We start from the raw sequence: 16,018 nt of genomic DNA, 5'->3' as shown, positions 1-16,018 counted from the left end.
AACCCTGGCATCGACCGCTCTGACCCGCGCTAGCCGTACTCAGCCAACCCTGGCCCGCCGCCATGCCTATTGGCTTACCCACATAGGGGACCAGTAGAGGACCTCAGTGCCGGTTTCGTCAGATAGAAGCAGAGTTTTCCGGCCTTCGCTGCCGTGCAGGGTGAACAATCTCACGGAATCTGTCGTAACAGACTCGAGAGCTTGCAGGAGGCGACTTATCTCCGCATATTCTGTGGTATCCGAGGAGAATCTATTGATCCTTCTTCTGTAAGTTCGCTTGAGTGACTCGACGCCCACTTCAGAATGTGAATGATCCACTCTTTCGATGTTTCCGATGAGGGTTAGGAATGATGCGTCGATAACGCCTCGAGCGATTGCCCTTTCGAGAGATTTGATCAGCCTGGGCATTTCCAGCTCTTCCCGTTGTTGGTAGATACTTGAGCCCCCGAAATTTCGCCTCTGATCAATATTTCGCTTTCGCCGTAGATGTCGGGTGACTCGACTATCCTTGATTCGGGTATGGCGGACTTTGGAATTCTCATGACTATACCTCCAGACCCTAATTCGTCGGCCGCGTCCACCGCTACGCCGTCGAAGTCGGTGGTCCATGAGGTGAACTCGCTGTTTGTGTTGCCTCCATTATGGCTTGCGGGATCATCGTGACCGCCCAGCGGTACTGCGCGTCCCTGTTTGGCTTCATCGTACTTATAGTGTCCGTTCGGAACTCCGCGATAGAGATATTCGTCTTCGTCGCGTGCTTCTGATTCCAGCCCCAGTGGGTCCATCCGGGTGAGGGAGTTCCGCACATAGATATGATGGTTGGGGGCTGGCCGAAGCCCGAGAGGGTCGGGGGAGGCGTAACGGGCGGTTTCGGGGTCGTAGTGGCGGAAGTAGTTGTAGTGCAGGCCCGTTTCGGGGTCGGCGTATTGGCCCGGGAAGCGGAGGGGGCAGTCGACTGAGCCCGGTGGGGCGGGGAGGGGGGTGCCCCAGAGGGTGGTGCGGTGTTGCCAGGCGAGGGTGCCGTCGGGGGTGACCAGTTCGGTGGGGGTGCCGACCAGGTCGGTGATGATGGCGTGGAAGCGGGCGTCGTATTCCGATTGCGGGGCCGTATCGGTCAAGCGGCGGAGGACCGGTGATGTTTCCGCCGCCGGCTCACGCGACGTGTGGCGCTCGGTCTGGGTTATCGGACGGTGGGTGTCTGGGGCGTAGTCCCAGGTCAGCGTCGGGCCCTCGGCCGTCGTCTGTTCTGCCAGTCTCGTGCCGTCCCAGGTGAAGTCCACCGCTTCGGCGACCGTGCCGTCCTCGGCCAGGCGCTGTTTGGATATGCGGCGGCCCAGTGGGTCGTATATGTAGTGCCAGTGCTCGCCGTCCGGCGTCGTCGCGTCGGTGAGGCGGTCTTCCGTGTTCCAGGTGTAGGTCCAGGTGCGGGTCTGGCCGTTGAGGAGTTTGCGGGTGCGGCGGGTCAGGCGGCCCTGGGCGTCGTGTTCGTATGTGGTGCGGCCTGCTCGGTGGATCACCGTGCCCGTGAACTCCCGGTCGCCAGATGACTCGTGGCCCGGGGCCGTGGCATGCGTCAGGTTGCCCGCCGCGTCGTAGGCGTAGGTCTCGGTCCAGCCGTGGGCGTGGACCGCCGTCACGCGGCCGACCGGGTCGAGGTCGAAGCGGCGGGTCCCGGACGTCAGCTCGCGGATTTCGGTGAGGTGGTCGTCGGGCCGGTAGCTGTACGCCCGGTGTTGGATGAGGGCGTTGGCCGGGCCGGTGACGGTCTGGCCCGTCACGCGGTCCAGGGCGTCCCACCCCTGGGTCAGGGTCACATCGTCGCCGAACGTACGTGTCGTCTCCCGTCCCGCCGCGTCGTACGCGAAGTGCAGGGAGTTGTCCGCCGTGGTGAGCGTCGTCGGGCGGCCTGCCGCGTCGTAGGCCCAGGTCGAGCGCAGGCCGCTCGGGGTGATCCGCTCGGTGCGGTTGCCCGCCGCGTCGTATCCGTACGTCGTCGTGCGACGACCGCCCACCGTCTCGGTCAGGACGCGCCCTCGCGCGTCGTACGTACGGCTCAGCTCCGTGTCCGGGTTCGCCGCCCGCGTCAGGCGGCTCGCCGCGTCGTACGCGAATGTCGTCTCCGTGCCGTCCGCCGTGCGCGTGGCGACCGTGCGGCCCAGTGCGTCGCGCGTGTACGCCAGGGTTTCGCCCGCGCCGTTCTCCCGGGATATCAGGCGGCCTGCCGCATCGTGCTCGTACGACAGCGTGCGGCCGTTGAAGTCCGTTTCGGCCGTGACCTGGCCCGCTCCGTCATATGCGTACGTCCACGTCCGGCCCTGCGGATTCGTCACCGCCGTCAGGCGCAGCTCGGTGTCGTAGGCGAAGGCGTACGTCGCCCCGTCCGGGTCCGTCCGCGTCGCCGGGAGGTCGAAGTGGGTGTGGGTGTGGCGGGTCGTGTTGCCCGCGGGGTCGGTGTGTTCGGTGAGGTTGCCCTCGGCGTCCCAGGTCCAGGTCTCGCGGCTGCCGTCCGGCCGGGTGCGCCAGGCGGGCTTGCCCTCGATGGTCCAGCCTTGGCGGGTGACATGGCCCAGGGGATCGGTGACGCGGGTGACGCGGCCGTGGGTGCCCCGGCGGACGGTGGTCGTGTTGCCCAGGGCGTCGGTGACCTCGATCGGCAGGCCCGCCGCGTCGCACACCACGGTCACCGCATGGCCCAGCGGATCGACGACCGAGGTCAGGTTCCCCGACTCGTCATAGGCGTAGTGCGTCTCCGCGCCCATCGGGTCCGTCGTCCGGACGCGGTTGCCCCGGTCGTCGTACGCGTGGCGCCACACCGCGCCGTCCGGTTCGCACACCTCCAGCGGCCGGCCGTCCCCGTCGTAGGTGGCCGTGGCCGACGTGCCGTCCGGGCGGTCGACGCGTATCAGGTTGCCGGAGCCGTCGTACGCGTAGCGCGTGGTGTGGCCCAGCGGGTCGGTCACCGACAGCGGCAGGCGGCGCGTCCCCGGATCCCACTCGGTGTGGGTGGTGTGGCCCAGTGCGTCGGTGCGGGACACCGCCCGGTACGCCTCGTCGAAGACGTACGTGATGCGGTGGCCGAGCGAGTCCGTGTAGACGGTGGTGCGGGACGCCTCGTCGTAGTGGAAGCGGCCGGTCATCATGTCGTCCGAGCCGATGGTGCGCAGCACCCGGCCCCGGTGGTCATAGACGTACCCGAAGCTGGTGCCGTTGCGGTCGGTCCATGAGGTGACGCGGTGCTGGTCGTCGTAGGTGAACCGCATCGGCTCGGCGGCGGAGTTGAAGACCTCGGTCAGGTCGCCCGCGCCGTTGTAGCCGAAGGACACCAGCGTGGTGCCCCCCTCGGCGGCACCGACGCCCAGGAGCCGCAGCCCGGTGATGCGCGCGAGCTCCGGATCGGTGTCGATCGCGATGCGGTACCCGCCGGAGTGCGCCACCTCGCGCGGGGTGCCCTCCTCGTCGTAGGTGAACGTGATGGACCGGCCATTGCGGTCCTCGATCACCTCGAGGGGGAGCTCATTGCCGTTGCCGCCCAGCGGGGTGAAGTGCAGCGTGCGGGCCCGCTCGGGGATCTCGATCCGCATCGTGCCGCCCGCCGCGCCGTCCCAGCGCAGCGGCCAGCGCGGGCCCCGCGCCGGATATGTGTCCTCCCCGGGCGTCGGCACCCCGTAGCGCAGCACCATGCCGTCGGCCGTGACGAACACGATCCCGTCCGCGTCCAGCTCCAGCCGCTGGTCGAGCGTGGCCGCCCAGGTGCGGCCGAACCAGCCGCCGCAGGTGTGCCCGGAGACGAACGTGCGCTCCAGGACCAGGGGGAGTGCCCCGGGCAGGGACACATCCGTGGCCGGCATGACCATCTCGCCGGTGGCGACGTCGACCGGGTCGTCCTCGCAGTCCTTGTCGTGCGTATGCCGGTCGTGCGTGCCGTCGCTGTCCGCCCGGCGGGACGCCTCGCCGTCCCGGCCCAGGTCCCTCTTGCGGAGCGCCAGCCGCTGCGCGGCGGTCTGGCCCGTCCGGAGCTCCTTGCGCAGCGCGCTCGCACCGCCCGTGGCCAGGGCGAGCAGCAGCGACGGGGTGATCTCGCCCGCCGCGCGCAGCGGGTCCTTGGACCACATGTCCCAGTTCGTGACCGCCTTGGCGAACTCCTTGGGGTGCTGGGCCGCGTACGCCGCGCCGTCCGCCATACCGGCCAACTGCATCGCCAGGCCCTTGCCGTCGCCCTTGACGATCGAGGCGGGGATCTCGCCCAGGCCGAGGATGCCGTGGTGGACCTTCCACAGCCCGTCCTTGAAGCTGTCGCCGAGCTTGTGCCAGTTGCTCGGCTTGTTGGGAGCCTTCTCCGCCGCCTTGTCGATCTTCTTCTTCGACGCGTCGACGACGAGCTGCAACTCCTCGATCAGCTTGTCCAGCCGACCGACACACGACTCCATCGCGGCGATGCCCGGATCGGTCTCCGAGGGCCGGTCCGGCAACTGCTCGTCGCCGCGCTTCACCGCGTCGTTGTACGTCTCGACCTTCGTGTTGTGCGCCTTGGACGCCGCCCGTGCCGCGTCCGCGTCCTCGATGATCGGCTCACAGCGCTTCTGCACCGACCGCAGCTTGGTCGCGTACGCCGCCAGCGCACTCGCCGCATGGGTGAACTGGTCATGGCCCGAGGTCAGTTCCTTCGGCAGCCGGTCGACCGACTTACGGAACTCGCTCGCGCCCTTGCCCGACCAGTCCGCCAGCTCCAGCGGCCGCAGCTTGTCCTTGCCGTCCTGGAAGGCGCCCGCATACGCGCGCAGCTCCAGCACCAGGTCGTCGATGTCGTCCGGATCGCCGGGGATCAGGTCCTTGGGCTTCGCGTCCACCGGAATCCGTATCTGCGGGGCCCGCCCCGCGTCCGGATCGCCCATCAGGACTCGTCCTCGTACTCACTCAGCAGCTTGCGCGAGAACTTCGACAACCCCGTCTCCTCCGGGCGCTTCTCCATCTCGGGCGCGCCCACATGCTCCCAGGACCACTTGCCCGCGCCGCCCGAAGGGAGCTTGGCCATGTTCTCGTCCGAGGGCCAGAAGTCCTTCACCCGCAGCAGATCCGCCAGCATGTAACCGGCCACCGCCTCGTACAGCCGCTCCACGACCGCATCCGCGTGATCGGCCAGTTCCCCCATGCCGAAGCCCCACTCCTTGAGGAATCCCTTGCCGGATTCCAGGAGTTCGGGCGCGCCGCAGTGCTGGAGGTAGCCCGTCAGCTTCTCCTGGCCGTTCTTCACGGCGCGGGCTCCGACGACCGACTCCTCCAGCGGGGCGATCAGGCCCTTTACCGAGGCGATCTCGATCTTGTAGCCGTCGGCGCCTTCGTTTCCGCCGTATTTGCCGTGTTCGCCGCCCTCGCTGGGGGCGCGGTTCACATTCCGCGCGTCAGGATCCGCCACCGTCGGCCCCCTCGCCGTGGCTTGCTGCTTCCTGGTTCCCGGCTTCCTGGTTCCCGGCTTCCGGGCCGTCCGCTTTCTGGTCCTCCGCGTCGTGCAGCGTCCGCGCGTCCAGCAGGAAGGGGCGCTCGCCGAGCGGATCCACCAACGCCCGTACGCCCTCGGGCAGCAGGTCCACCAGGTCCTCGACCGTCGTGGACGCCCAGCCGCACGCCCCCGCGAAGAGCGCGAGCCCTTCGAGTGAGGTGAAGACCGGGACCAGCGGGCCGCCTTCGGCGGTCTCCGAGATCAGGAAGCCCGGGTGCTCCGGGCGCTGGAAGTACAGCCGCGCCGTCCGCAGCGCCGCCCACTTCTCACGCTCCGTCAGCCGCGCGGCGGTCTCCTGGCGGACGAGGTCCGCCAGCGTCATTTTGCCGCCCTGACCAGGCGGCCTACCGTCCCCTCCCCCAAACATGAGGGTCATCTTCGCACGGGTGACCGACACCTTCCGTAATCGACGCGCCGCTCCCCGCAGCCGCCGGGCCGGCCCGGTGCGTTCCAGGGGGTCGATGGCTTCCGTCCGCTGAGCGCTAGTCCTCCGCGTCCGCGTCCGCTTCCGCGCCCGCGGATTCGGCGGCGGCGCGTACGAGGTTCTGCTCCAGGTGCTCCAGGGTGCGCAGGGCCGCGGCGCTTTCGTCGTCCGAGAGGCCCGCCGTCGAGATCTCCTCGAGTTGGCTCCAGGCCCGCTCCACCTCGCGGCGCAGCGCGTGGCTGGCCGCAGTGGGTTCGATCAGCGAGGCGCGCTTGTCGGTGGGGGAGGGGCGGCGGCGGACGAAGCCGGCCTGTTCCAGGCGGCGGACGGTGCGGGTCATGGTGGCGGCGTCGGAGTCCATCAGCCGCACCAGGTCGGCCTGGCGCTGGGGGCCGAGTTCCCACAGGTGCATCATCACCAGCTCCTGGCCCGGGTGCAGCCCGATGCGGCGCAGCAGTTGTCCGGCGAACATGCGGTGCAGGCGGGCCAGGCGAAAGATCGCATGGCTGACCGGCCCGCCTCTGGCGGCGCCCGGCATCGGGACGGTGGCCTGCTGCCCCATCCCCACGGCGCTGTTCCCGGCCTCCGGCGTGGACTGCGTCATCTCGTACTCGCCTTTCCCGCTTGGTCACCTTGATGCTCGGACAGGAACAAGCCTAGCGCTGCTGTCTTCTCTCTGGTTGTGCCGTACATACCGCCTTTCGTCTGGGCAAATCCCTCGGCGGTGAGGTGGCTCACGATCGAGCGGGAATGCGTCGCCGCGATTTACTTGTTCGGACAGTTAATGTTGTGATGAGCATCAGGGCAGCGGCTCGCCGCACCTCGCGGCAGCCTCCACCTCGAACCAGGAAAGTGATCATGACGACGGCATTCGACTCGTACGACCTGGGCGGCACCCGCCTGGCCAACCGCATCGTGATGTCCCCGATGACCCGCAGCCGCGCCTATGGCCCGGGCACGAGCCCGACCGATCTGACCGCGACCTACTACGCGCAGCGGGCGAGCGCCGGGCTGATCGTCACCGAGGGGATCCAGCCCTCGGTGATCGGACAGGGCTACCCCGACACCCCGGGCCTGCACTCCGCCGAGCAGATCGCGGCCTGGCGACAGGTGACCGACGCCGTGCACCGCGCGGGCGGGGTGATCTTCGCGCAGCTCATGCACGCCGGCCGGATCGGCCACCCCAGCCTGCTGCCGGACGGCCTGGTGCCGGTCGGCCCCTCCGCCGTGACGCCGCGGGGGAAGGTGTTCACCCACGACGGCCCCAAGGACTTCGGCACCCCCAAGGCGCTCACCGAGACCGAGATCGCGCAGACCATCGACGACTTCGCGGCCGCGGCACGCAACGCGATCGCGGCCGGATTCGACGGCGTGGAGATCCATGGGGCGAACGGCTATCTGGTCCACCAGTTCCTCGCCCCCAACGCCAACCGGCGTACCGACGCCTGGGGCGGCTCGGTCGACGGCCGCGTCCGCTTCGGCGCCGAGGTGGCGGCCGCGGTGGCCGGGGCCATCGGCGGTGAGAAGGTCGGCTTCCGCATCTCGCCCGGGAACCCCGTCAACGACATCGCCGAGGACGCCCTCCAGGAGACCTACGGCGCCCTGGTGGCCCGGCTGGCCCCGCTGGGCCTGGCCTATCTGCACCAGATGGAGGCCCCGGGCGTACGCGATCTGACCGTACGGCTGCGCAAGGAGTGGCCCGGCACCCTCGTCCTCAACCCGTCCACCGGCGACGAGCCGACCGGGCCGGGCGAGCTGGCGCTGGTGGCGGACGGTACGGCGGATCTGCTCGCCTTCGGCGCGATGTTCCTGGCCAACCCCGACCTTCCGGCCCGCCTCGCCGCCGGCGGCCCGTTCAACACCCCCGACCGTGCCACCTACTTCGGCGGCGACCGCCGCGGCTACACCGACTACCCCGCCCTCGGCTGAGCCGCGATCCCCGTCCGCATCCGCATACCTGGCCGAACAGCCGAACAGCCGAACCGCGAAAGAGGAGAGAGAGCTATGACCACCCACCACGACAAGCGGACCATCCTGGTCCTGGGCGCGACCGGCAACCAGGGCGGCTCCGTCGCCCGCGAGCTGCTCCGCCGGGGCCGCCCGGTGCGCGCGCTGACCCGCGACCCGCGCTCGGCGAAGGCACAGGAGCTGGCCGCGGCGGGCGCCGAGGTCGTCTCGGGCGATCTCGACGACCCGCGCTCGCTGGACGCCGCGTTCCGCGGTGTGTACGGGGTCTACAGCGTGCAGACCTTCATGGGCCCCGGCGGGATCGAGGCCGAGGAGCGGCAGGGCCGCGCGGTCGCCGAGGCCGCGGCACGGGCCGAGGTGGCGCACCTCGTCTACGGCTCGGTCGGCGGCGCCGAGCGCGACTCCGGAGTGCCGCACTTCGACAGCAAGGCCCGTATCGAGAGGCACATCACCGGCCTCGGGCTGCCCGCCACCATGCTGCGCCCGACCTACTTCATCAACAATTTCGCCTTCATGGGCCCCGTCCGTGACGCCGACGGGCTCGTGCTCACCCTGGCCCTGAAGCCCGGGACGGCGCTACAGATGATCGCCCCCGAGGACATCGGCCGGTTCGCCGCCGACGCCTTCGACAACCCCGAGGAGTACATCGGCAGCCGGCTCGAGCTGGCCTCCGAGGAGCTCACGGGGCAGCGGATGGCCGAGGTGTTCGAGAAGGTCTCGGGCATTCCCACCCGCTTCCAGGAGCAGGATCTCGATCAGCTTCGGCAGGCCAGCTCCGAGATGGGCGCCATGTTCGCCTGGTTCAACGACCACGGATACCGGGCGGACATCCCCGCCCTGCGCGCTCGGCACCCCGAGCTGACCACCCTGGAGACCTGGGCCCGCCGGGCATGGACCGCCCCCGCCGCCCAGTAGCCCCAGGACTCCGGCCACCCCGGCGGACCCGGGGTGGCCGGTCCGGGCGTGACGCGCCCCGGGGCCCCGCCGCCACGGCGTTTCTGTAGGAAGTCGACAGGGAGGGACACACGCCCCTGTGGGCGCCCGATTCCTCCTCGGGGGCCTTGGACCGATAGTTTGCGGGGGTAGGGGTCGGCGCGCGCTGTGAATCGTCCCGGCACGTCATATCGACACACGCCGACAGACATCGACGTACGCCGACAGACAGCGACAGCCGTCGACAGAGATCGACAAGAGAAGGTGGTCCCTTGAGCCGCTCGGTTCTCGTCACCGGAGGCAACCGCGGCATCGGCCTCGCCATCGCCCGTGCCTTCGCCGATGCTGGCGACAAGGTCGCCATCACCTACCGGTCCGGCGAGCCGCCGGCCGGCTTGCTCGCGGTCAAGTGCGACATCACCGAGCCGGAGCAGGTCGAGCAGGCGTACAAGGAGATCGAGGAGAAGCACGGCGCGGTCGAGGTCCTGGTGGCCAACGCCGGGGTCACCCGCGACCAGCTCCTGATGCGGATGTCCGAGGAGGACTTCGCCACCGTCCTCGAGACCAACCTCACCGGTACGTTCCGCGTGGTCAAGCGGGCCAACCGGGGGATGCTGCGGGCCCGTAAGGGGCGCGTGGTGCTGATCTCGTCGGTCGTCGGGCTGATGGGTTCGGCCGGTCAGGCGAACTATGCCGCGTCCAAGGCGGGCCTGGTGGGCTTCGCCCGCTCCCTCGCCCGTGAGCTGGGCTCGCGCAACATCACCGTCAATGTGGTCGCGCCCGGTTTCGTCGACACGGACATGACGCGCGCGCTCAATGACGACCAGCGCGAGAACATCGTGAAGCAGGTACCGCTCGCGCGTTACGCGCAGCCCGAGGAGATCGCCGCCTCGGTCCGCTTCCTGGCCTCCGACGAGGCCGCGTACATCACTGGAGCCGTCATCCCTGTCGACGGCGGATTGGGCATGGGTCACTGAACGTCATGAGTGGAATTCTCGCCGGCAAGCGCATCCTGGTCACGGGCGTCATCACCGAGGCGTCCATCGCCTTCCACGCCGCCAGGCTGGCCCAGGAGGAGGGCGCCGAGGTCATCCTCACCGGCTTCGGCAGGGTCTCCCTCGTCGAGCGGATCGCCAAGCGGCTGCCCAAGCCCGCCCCGGTCATCGAGCTGGATGTGCAGAACCAGGAGCAGCTCGACGGCCTGGCCGACAAGGTGCGCGAGCACCTGGGCGAGGGTGTCGACCTCGACGGCGTGGTGCACTCCATCGCCTTCGGCCCGCAGGGCGCCTTCAACTTCCTCGAGGGAAGCTGGGAGGACGTCGGCACCGCCGTGCATGTCTCGGCCTACTCCCTCAAGGCGCTCACCATGGCCTGCCTGCCGGTGATGCCGCGCGGCGGCTCGATCGTCGGCCTGACCTTCGACGCCCAGTTCGCCTGGCCGAAGTACGACTGGATGGGCGTGGCCAAGGCCGCGCTGGAGTCCACCAGCCGCTACCTCGCCCGCGACCTCGGCGAGCGGAACGTGCGCTGCAACCTGGTCTCCGCCGGGCCGATCAAGTCCATGGCCGCGAAGTCCATCCCCGGCTTCGAGGAGCTGGCGGACGTGTGGAACCACCGGGCCCCGATCGGCTGGGACCTGACCGACCCGGAGCCGGCCGGGCGTGGCGTCGTCGCGCTGCTGTCCGACTGGTTCCCGCGCACCACGGGCGAGATCGTGCATGTCGACGGCGGTGTGCACATGATGGGTGCCTGAGCCCACGGCGTTTCCGCGCGACGGCCGCCGTCCCGCCCCCGCGAACCGGGGGTCCGGGACGGCGGCCGTTCCGCATGTGCGTTCACCCGTTCGGGGGAGTAGGACGCGCGTCCGGGTGGTGGGCACACGCAGTGTGGAGTCATACGACGAACCGACTCACCGGAGCGCCAGCGCCAGCGGCACGGCCGAGGAGGTCCCGCATGCGTACGACCCGCCGTGTCGCGGCCGCGCTGCTGCTCGTCGCCACGGTGGGTCTGGTCATCGCCGCCTCCAGCTCCGCCGCGCAGGAACGGCCCCGGAAGCGCGAGGCCGCCTGTAGTACCTCGGTGCGCGGCTCGCACGCCACGGCCAGTTGCTTCAACCCCAACCCCAACGCGGACCGGGTGCAACTGCATGTCGAATGCGCCCGCTGGTGGGACCCGGACATGGACGCCCGCCCGGTGGAGGTCGGCCCGGCCCAGCGTGTGGACGTCGCCGAGCGCTGCTGGAAGGAGATACGGAAAGCCTGGGTGAGCCACCGTGCCGAGCGCTGACCCCATGCGCCGGTCGCTGAGCCCACGCGCGTCGCTGAACCCATGCGCCGGTCGCTCAGCGCGTGCGGAAGCGGCAGCCGAACGGATGGGTGCTGGCCTCGCCCGCCGCCCGCTCCCCGTCCCCCTCCCGGATCGCCTCCACCAGCCGTCCGTGGTCCACATACGTGTCCGGGCCCATCCCGCTGTCCACGTCCGCGCGCAGAAAGTCCCGTACGACCGCGCCCAGATCCGCGTACAGCTCCGCCAGCACATCGTTGTGCGAGGCGGCGACGACCGCCATGTGCAAGGTGGCGTCCGCCTCGACGAACGCGTCCGGGTCGCCCGCCTCCCAGGCCCGCTCGCGCCGGTCCAACTGGGCGTCGAGCTGCTTGAGGTCCTGCTCGGTGCGGCGCTCCGCGGCCAACTGGGCCGCCTTGGTCTCCAGGGCGCTGCGCAGCTCGGCCACATGACGGGGGTCGGCGGCGGCGAAGCGGCGGTGCATCACCCCGGCCAGTTCGCTGGTCGCCAGCACATAGGTGCCCGAGCCCTGGCGGATGTCCAGCAGCCCGTTGTGCGCGAGGGCGCGTACGGCCTCCCGCACGGTGTTGCGCGCGACCCCCAACTGCTCGACCAGCTCGGGCTCGGTGGGGATCCGCGAGCCCACCGGCCATTCGCCCGAGGTGATCTGCGCGCGAAGCTGGGCGATCACCTGGTCGGCGAGGGCGGAGCGCCGGGGCGAGGTCAGCGGCATGACTCTCCTGTGCATGGGGCGGATGTGGCCCGAGGTGAGCGCACGGGCCCTTCCATGATGCCGTCAGCCCGTTACCGGGCGGTTGCTCACCACTGGACGAGCATTCATCCCATCATTCTATGATGGTCGGCATGCACACGCCCCCGTCTGACGATCTCGCGACGCTCGACACCGCCGACTCCGCGCCCCTCCCGGCGGAACCGGGAGGGCCGCGCCGCGCCGCCTCACCCTGGCGAGGCCGCGTCATGGCGGCAGGGCTCATCCTCGCCGCGCTCAATCTCCGCCCCGCCGTCACCAGTCTCGGTCCGCTGCTCGAAGAGGTCCGCGCCGACCTCGGGATGAGCGGCACCGTCGCCGGAGTGCTCACCTCCGTGCCCGCGGCGTGTTTCGCGCTCTTCGGGTTCACCGCACCCCGGCTGGCCCGGCGCTGGGGGCCGGTGGCCATCGTCTGCGCCGGGCTCGCCGCCATCGCCGCCGGTCTGCTGCTGCGCCCCATGGCCGGCGGGACCGTGGCGTTCCTGGCCGCCAGCGCGCTCGCCCTGGCCGGGATCGCGGTGAGCAACGTCCTGATGCCGGTGATCGTCAAGCGCTGGTTCCCGGACCGGGTCGGCTCGATGACCGGGCTGTACTCGATGGGTCTGTCCCTGGGCACGGCCGCCTCCGCGGCGATCACCGTGCCGATGACCGACGCGCTGGGCGGCTCCTGGCGGACCGGGCTCGGGGTGTGGGCGCTGCTCGCCGCGGTGGCGCTGGTGGCGTGGCTGTTCCTCGCCCGCGGCGGTACGGGCGGTACGAGCGGTTCGGGGGCGGACGGCGCCGGGACGACCGGCAGCGAGGCGGGCGGTAAGGAGGCGGGCCGTACGGACGCGGACGCACCGGCCACGGCCGAGACCGCTGCCCCGGCCGACGGGCCCGCGATCCGCATCACCCGCAGCCCCCTCGCCTGGGCGATGGCCGTCTTCTTCGGCTTCCAGGCCACCGCCGCGTATATCTCCATGGGCTGGATGCCGCAGATCTTCCGGGACGCGGGGGTCTCCGCCTCCACCTCCGGACTGCTGCTGGCCGTGATGATGGCGATGGGTGTGCCGCTCGCCTTCGTCCTGCCGCGGATCGCCGCCCGGCTGCGGCACCAGGGCGTCCTGGTCGTCATCCTCGGCGTCTTCGGCCTCACCGGCTACGCCGGGCTGTGGCTGGCCCCGGCCGGGGGAGCCTGGGCCTGGGCCCTGCTGCTCGGCATCGCCAACTGCGCCTTCCCGCTCGCCCTCACCATGATCGGCATGCGGACGAGGACCCACGCGGGCGTGGTCCGGCTGTCGGCCTTCGCGCAGTCCGTCGGCTATCTGCTGTCCATCCCGGGCCCGCTGCTGGTCGGCGTGCTCTACCAGCACAGCGGCGGCTGGGGACAGCCCATCGCGCTGATGGCCGGGTTCATGGTGCCGCAGATCATCGCGGGCGTGCTGGCCGGACGCGACCGCACCCTCGAGGACGAGCGCTGATCGGGCCCGAGGACGAGCGCTGATCGGGCCCGAGGACGAGCGCTGATCGGGGCCGCGTCCGAGAGCTGATCCGTGTCGGGTACGGGGGCTGCTCGGGGTCGCGTACGGGGGATGGGAGACTGGTGCCATGCCAGTGCTCGATGAGAACCCCCCGGACGGCCAGAAGAAGCTCCTCATCATCCTCGGCGTGATGCTGGGCATCACCGTGATCGTCGGGGTGGTCGCCAGCCTCGCCTCGCCCTGATCCGCGGCGGGGGACCGGATGGTGGGGCTGGCCCCACCGTCCCCTAGGGGGCTGGGCTCAGGGGTAAGTGGGTGGCTCACCGGATGGGAGCCGCCCCGCCCGCTCCGTACCGTCGAACCATCGACACGTTCGGCGACCCGGAGGCGATCCCATGTCCGCCCGCACACGTACCCGGCCCGCACACCCGGTGGACAGCGGCATGGACGTCCGGCTGCCGTGGTGGGCCGTCGCGCTCCCGACCGTCGCCTTCGCGGCGCTGCTGCTCCTGCTCACCGGGCCCACCGCCGCCCATGCCGAGAGCGGCGTCTCCGGACCGGTCTCGCAGGTCGTGGAGTTGGTGCACCGGACCTTCGGGGACGCGGCGCCGTGACCACCGTAGGCGGTGGTGATCAGCCGTGTCCGCCATATCGTGGGTGTGCTCACGTTTGACGAGGTCGTTCCAACACCCTGCGCCTCGTGCACCGATTCATGCGAAGCTGGGACGCATGAGCGTCGATGTGCCCCGCAGGATTGTCCTCCTTCGACACGCCAAGGCCGACTGGCCCCAGGTGGCCGACCATGAGCGCCCGCTCGCGGAGCGCGGCCGCAATGACGCCCCGCTCGCCGGGCGCCGGATCGCGGAGGCCGGTCTCACCCCCGAACTCACCCTCTGCTCCACCGCGCTGCGCACCCGTGAGACCTGGAAGCTGGTGGTCCACGAGCTGCCGCACCGCCCCAAGACCGTCTACGAGGAGCGGCTGTACGACGCCCCGGTCGGTCAGCTCATCGAGGTGATCAATGAGACCGCGGACGATGTCACCGATCTGCTGGTCGTCGGCCACAACCCCGGGATGCACGGCCTCGCCGACGCACTGGCGGGCGAGGCCGACGAGGGCGCCAGGGAGTGGATGGAGCGTGGTGCCTTCCCCACCGCCGCGTTCGCCGTCGTGACCTTCAGCGGCTCGTGGAAGTCGGTCGAGATCGGCTGCGGGCGCCTTGCCAGCTTCTGGGCGCCTCACGAGTGATGGCCGGATCCCGGGTGATCCCCTGGTGATCCCCCCGGTGATCCCCCGGGCGTGATCTCAGCGCACCGGCCCCCGCTCCGCCGTCGTACGGGGAGCGGGGGCCGGTGCGCGTTCCGGGCCGGGGCACGTCAGCCCTGGGCCCGTCAGTTCTGAGCCCGTCAGCCCTGGGCCCGTCAGTCCACGTGCGCGTCCGCCGCCTCGACCTCATCGCGGGTCACGCCCAGCAGATACAGCACCGTGTCGAGGAACGGCACGTTCACCGCGGTGTGCGCGGCCTCCCGGACCACCGGCTTGGCGTTGAAGGCGACGCCCAGCCCGGCCGCGTTCAGCATGTCCAGGTCGTTGGCCCCGTCGCCGATCGCGACGGTCTGCACCAGCGGAACCCCCGCCTCGGCCGCGAAGCGGCGCAGCAGCCGGGCCTTGCCCGCCCGGTCCACCACCTCGCCGACCACCCGGCCGGTCAGCTTGCCGTCCACGACCTCCAGGGTGTTGGCGGAGGCGAAGTCCAGCCCCAGCCGCTCCTTGAGATCGTCGGTGACCTGCGTAAAGCCGCCGGAGACCACGCCCACCTGATAGCCGAGACGCTTCAGGGTGCGGATCAGCGTACGGGCGCCGGGGGTCAGCCGGACCTCGGCGCGCACCTTCTCCACCACGGACTCGTCGATCCCCGCCAGCAGCGCGACCCGCGCGTGCAGCGACTGCTCGAAGTCCAGCTCACCGCGCATCGCCCGCGCCGTGACCTCGGCGACCTCGGCCTCACAGCCCGCATGCGCGGCGAAGAGCTCGATCACCTCGTCCTGGATCAGGGTGGAGTCAACGTCCATGACCACCAGCCGCTGGGCCCGGCGCTGGAGCCCCGACGCCACCACGGCCACATCGACGCCGATATCGGCGGCCTCGACGGCCAGCGCGGTGCGCAGCGGCTCCGTCTCGGCGCCGGACACCTCGAACTCCACGGCCGTCACCGGATACTTCGCGAGCCGGAAGATCCGGTCGATGTTGCCGCCGGTGCCGGTGATCCGGGAGGCGATGGCGGCGGTCGACTCGGCGGTCAGCGGATTCCCCAGCACGGTGACATGCGACCGGCCGGTGCCACGCGGCCGGTTGTCGCCCCGGCCGGAGATGATCTCGGCCTGGAGCCGCATCGACTCCGCCCAGCTATGCACGGTGGCCCGTAGATCGCCCTCGGCGCCGTCGGCCGTCGGGGCCGTGACCAGGACGCACAGCACGATGCGGCCCCGGGTGACGACCTGCTCTATGTCCACTATGTGCACGCCGTAGGCGGCCAGAGTGTCGCAGAGCCCGGCGGTGATACCGGGGCGGTCCTTGCCGAAGATCTTGACAAGGAGGGTGGGGACATCGTCGTCCAGGACGGCGGTGACAGGGGGGATCCGCGATGTGCTCATGGTCTTCCCACCGTATCCGGCCTTTCCCGC

The 16,018-nt window shown here is 70.4% G+C and carries 15 protein-coding genes; 9 read left to right on the top strand and 6 right to left on the bottom strand.

Annotated features, from left to right (window positions below; translation table 11 throughout):
- Nucleotides 1-395: 395 nt before the first annotated feature.
- From ACK1X7_RS13095 to ACK1X7_RS13080, 4 genes are all read right to left on the bottom strand, one after another.
- The gene (locus ACK1X7_RS13095; protein WP_413115116.1) at nt 396-4,892 is read right to left on the bottom strand and encodes a putative T7SS-secreted protein; all 4,497 of its coding nucleotides are present in this window, start codon (nt 4,890-4,892) and stop codon (nt 396-398) included.
- A complete protein-coding gene (locus tag ACK1X7_RS13090; protein WP_385152385.1) occupies nt 4,892-5,413 on the bottom strand; it encodes a hypothetical protein in 522 nt (173 codons plus the stop codon). Before ACK1X7_RS13090 ends, ACK1X7_RS13095 begins: the two co-directional genes overlap by 1 nt.
- The gene (locus ACK1X7_RS13085; RefSeq protein WP_385152388.1) at nt 5,400-5,819 is read right to left on the bottom strand and encodes an SseB family protein; all 420 of its coding nucleotides are present in this window, start codon (nt 5,817-5,819) and stop codon (nt 5,400-5,402) included. The genes ACK1X7_RS13090 and ACK1X7_RS13085 overlap by 14 nt, the downstream gene beginning before the upstream one ends.
- A 160-nt stretch (nt 5,820-5,979) precedes the next feature.
- The gene (locus ACK1X7_RS13080; RefSeq protein ID WP_390793026.1) at nt 5,980-6,525 is read right to left on the bottom strand and encodes a MarR family winged helix-turn-helix transcriptional regulator; all 546 of its coding nucleotides are present in this window, start codon (nt 6,523-6,525) and stop codon (nt 5,980-5,982) included.
- A 254-nt stretch (nt 6,526-6,779) separates the two neighbouring features.
- Here ACK1X7_RS13080 and ACK1X7_RS13075 point away from each other — a divergent pair, with 254 nt between their 5' ends.
- The 5 genes from ACK1X7_RS13075 (at nt 6,780) to ACK1X7_RS13055 (ending at nt 11,108) form a co-directional block, all read left to right on the top strand.
- Nucleotides 6,780-7,850: an alkene reductase gene (locus tag ACK1X7_RS13075; protein WP_385152394.1), complete on the top strand. Its 1,071-nt coding sequence runs from the start codon at nt 6,780-6,782 to the stop codon at nt 7,848-7,850.
- A 75-nt stretch (nt 7,851-7,925) separates the two neighbouring features.
- Nucleotides 7,926-8,804, top strand: a complete 879-nt coding sequence (locus ACK1X7_RS13070) for an NmrA/HSCARG family protein (RefSeq protein WP_385152397.1) — start codon at nt 7,926-7,928, stop codon at nt 8,802-8,804.
- A gap of 290 nt (nt 8,805-9,094) precedes the next feature.
- Nucleotides 9,095-9,799: a 3-oxoacyl-[acyl-carrier-protein] reductase gene (fabG, locus tag ACK1X7_RS13065; RefSeq protein ID WP_216341886.1), complete on the top strand. Its 705-nt coding sequence runs from the start codon at nt 9,095-9,097 to the stop codon at nt 9,797-9,799.
- Nucleotides 9,800-9,804: 5 nt separating this feature from the next.
- Entirely contained in the window at nt 9,805-10,575 is a 771-nt protein-coding gene (fabI, locus tag ACK1X7_RS13060) for an enoyl-ACP reductase FabI (RefSeq protein ID WP_385152400.1), read from the top strand.
- 200 nt (nt 10,576-10,775) lie between these two features.
- Nucleotides 10,776-11,108, top strand: coding sequence for a hypothetical protein (locus ACK1X7_RS13055; protein ID WP_385158031.1), 333 nt, complete (start codon nt 10,776-10,778; stop codon nt 11,106-11,108).
- A 55-nt stretch (nt 11,109-11,163) separates the two neighbouring features.
- Here ACK1X7_RS13055 and ACK1X7_RS13050 read toward each other — a convergent pair whose 3' ends face one another.
- Complete coding sequence (locus ACK1X7_RS13050; protein WP_361500998.1) at nt 11,164-11,838, bottom strand: FadR/GntR family transcriptional regulator; 675 nt, start codon at nt 11,836-11,838, stop codon at nt 11,164-11,166.
- 131 nt (nt 11,839-11,969) lie between these two features.
- Here ACK1X7_RS13050 and ACK1X7_RS13045 point away from each other — a divergent pair, with 131 nt between their 5' ends.
- From ACK1X7_RS13045 to ACK1X7_RS13030, 4 genes are all read left to right on the top strand, one after another.
- Complete coding sequence (locus ACK1X7_RS13045) at nt 11,970-13,334, top strand: CynX/NimT family MFS transporter (protein WP_385158029.1); 1,365 nt, start codon at nt 11,970-11,972, stop codon at nt 13,332-13,334.
- Nucleotides 13,335-13,461: 127 nt separating this feature from the next.
- A complete protein-coding gene (locus ACK1X7_RS13040; RefSeq protein WP_253208927.1) occupies nt 13,462-13,578 on the top strand; it encodes an SGM_5486 family transporter-associated protein in 117 nt (38 codons plus the stop codon).
- A 151-nt stretch (nt 13,579-13,729) separates the two neighbouring features.
- Nucleotides 13,730-13,948 (top strand): hypothetical protein, encoded by a 219-nt coding sequence (locus ACK1X7_RS13035; protein ID WP_385158027.1) that lies wholly within the window; start codon nt 13,730-13,732, stop codon nt 13,946-13,948.
- A gap of 115 nt (nt 13,949-14,063) precedes the next feature.
- Nucleotides 14,064-14,582, top strand: a complete 519-nt coding sequence (locus ACK1X7_RS13030) for a SixA phosphatase family protein (protein WP_385158025.1) — start codon at nt 14,064-14,066, stop codon at nt 14,580-14,582.
- Between the two features lie 173 nt (nt 14,583-14,755).
- Here the strand turns inward: ACK1X7_RS13030 and serB are convergent, their stop codons facing one another.
- Nucleotides 14,756-15,988 (bottom strand): phosphoserine phosphatase SerB, encoded by a 1,233-nt coding sequence (gene serB, locus ACK1X7_RS13025; protein ID WP_216341880.1) that lies wholly within the window; start codon nt 15,986-15,988, stop codon nt 14,756-14,758.
- Between the last annotated feature and the right edge of the window lie 30 nt (nt 15,989-16,018).

Origin of the sequence: Streptomyces sp. CY-1 (assembly GCF_047218265.1) — a bacterium.
Taxonomy (GTDB): domain Bacteria; phylum Actinomycetota; class Actinomycetes; order Streptomycetales; family Streptomycetaceae; genus Streptomyces; species Streptomyces niphimycinicus.
The sequence above is the reverse complement of the archived record's forward strand: the minus strand, read 5'-3'. Positions and strand labels throughout refer to the sequence as shown.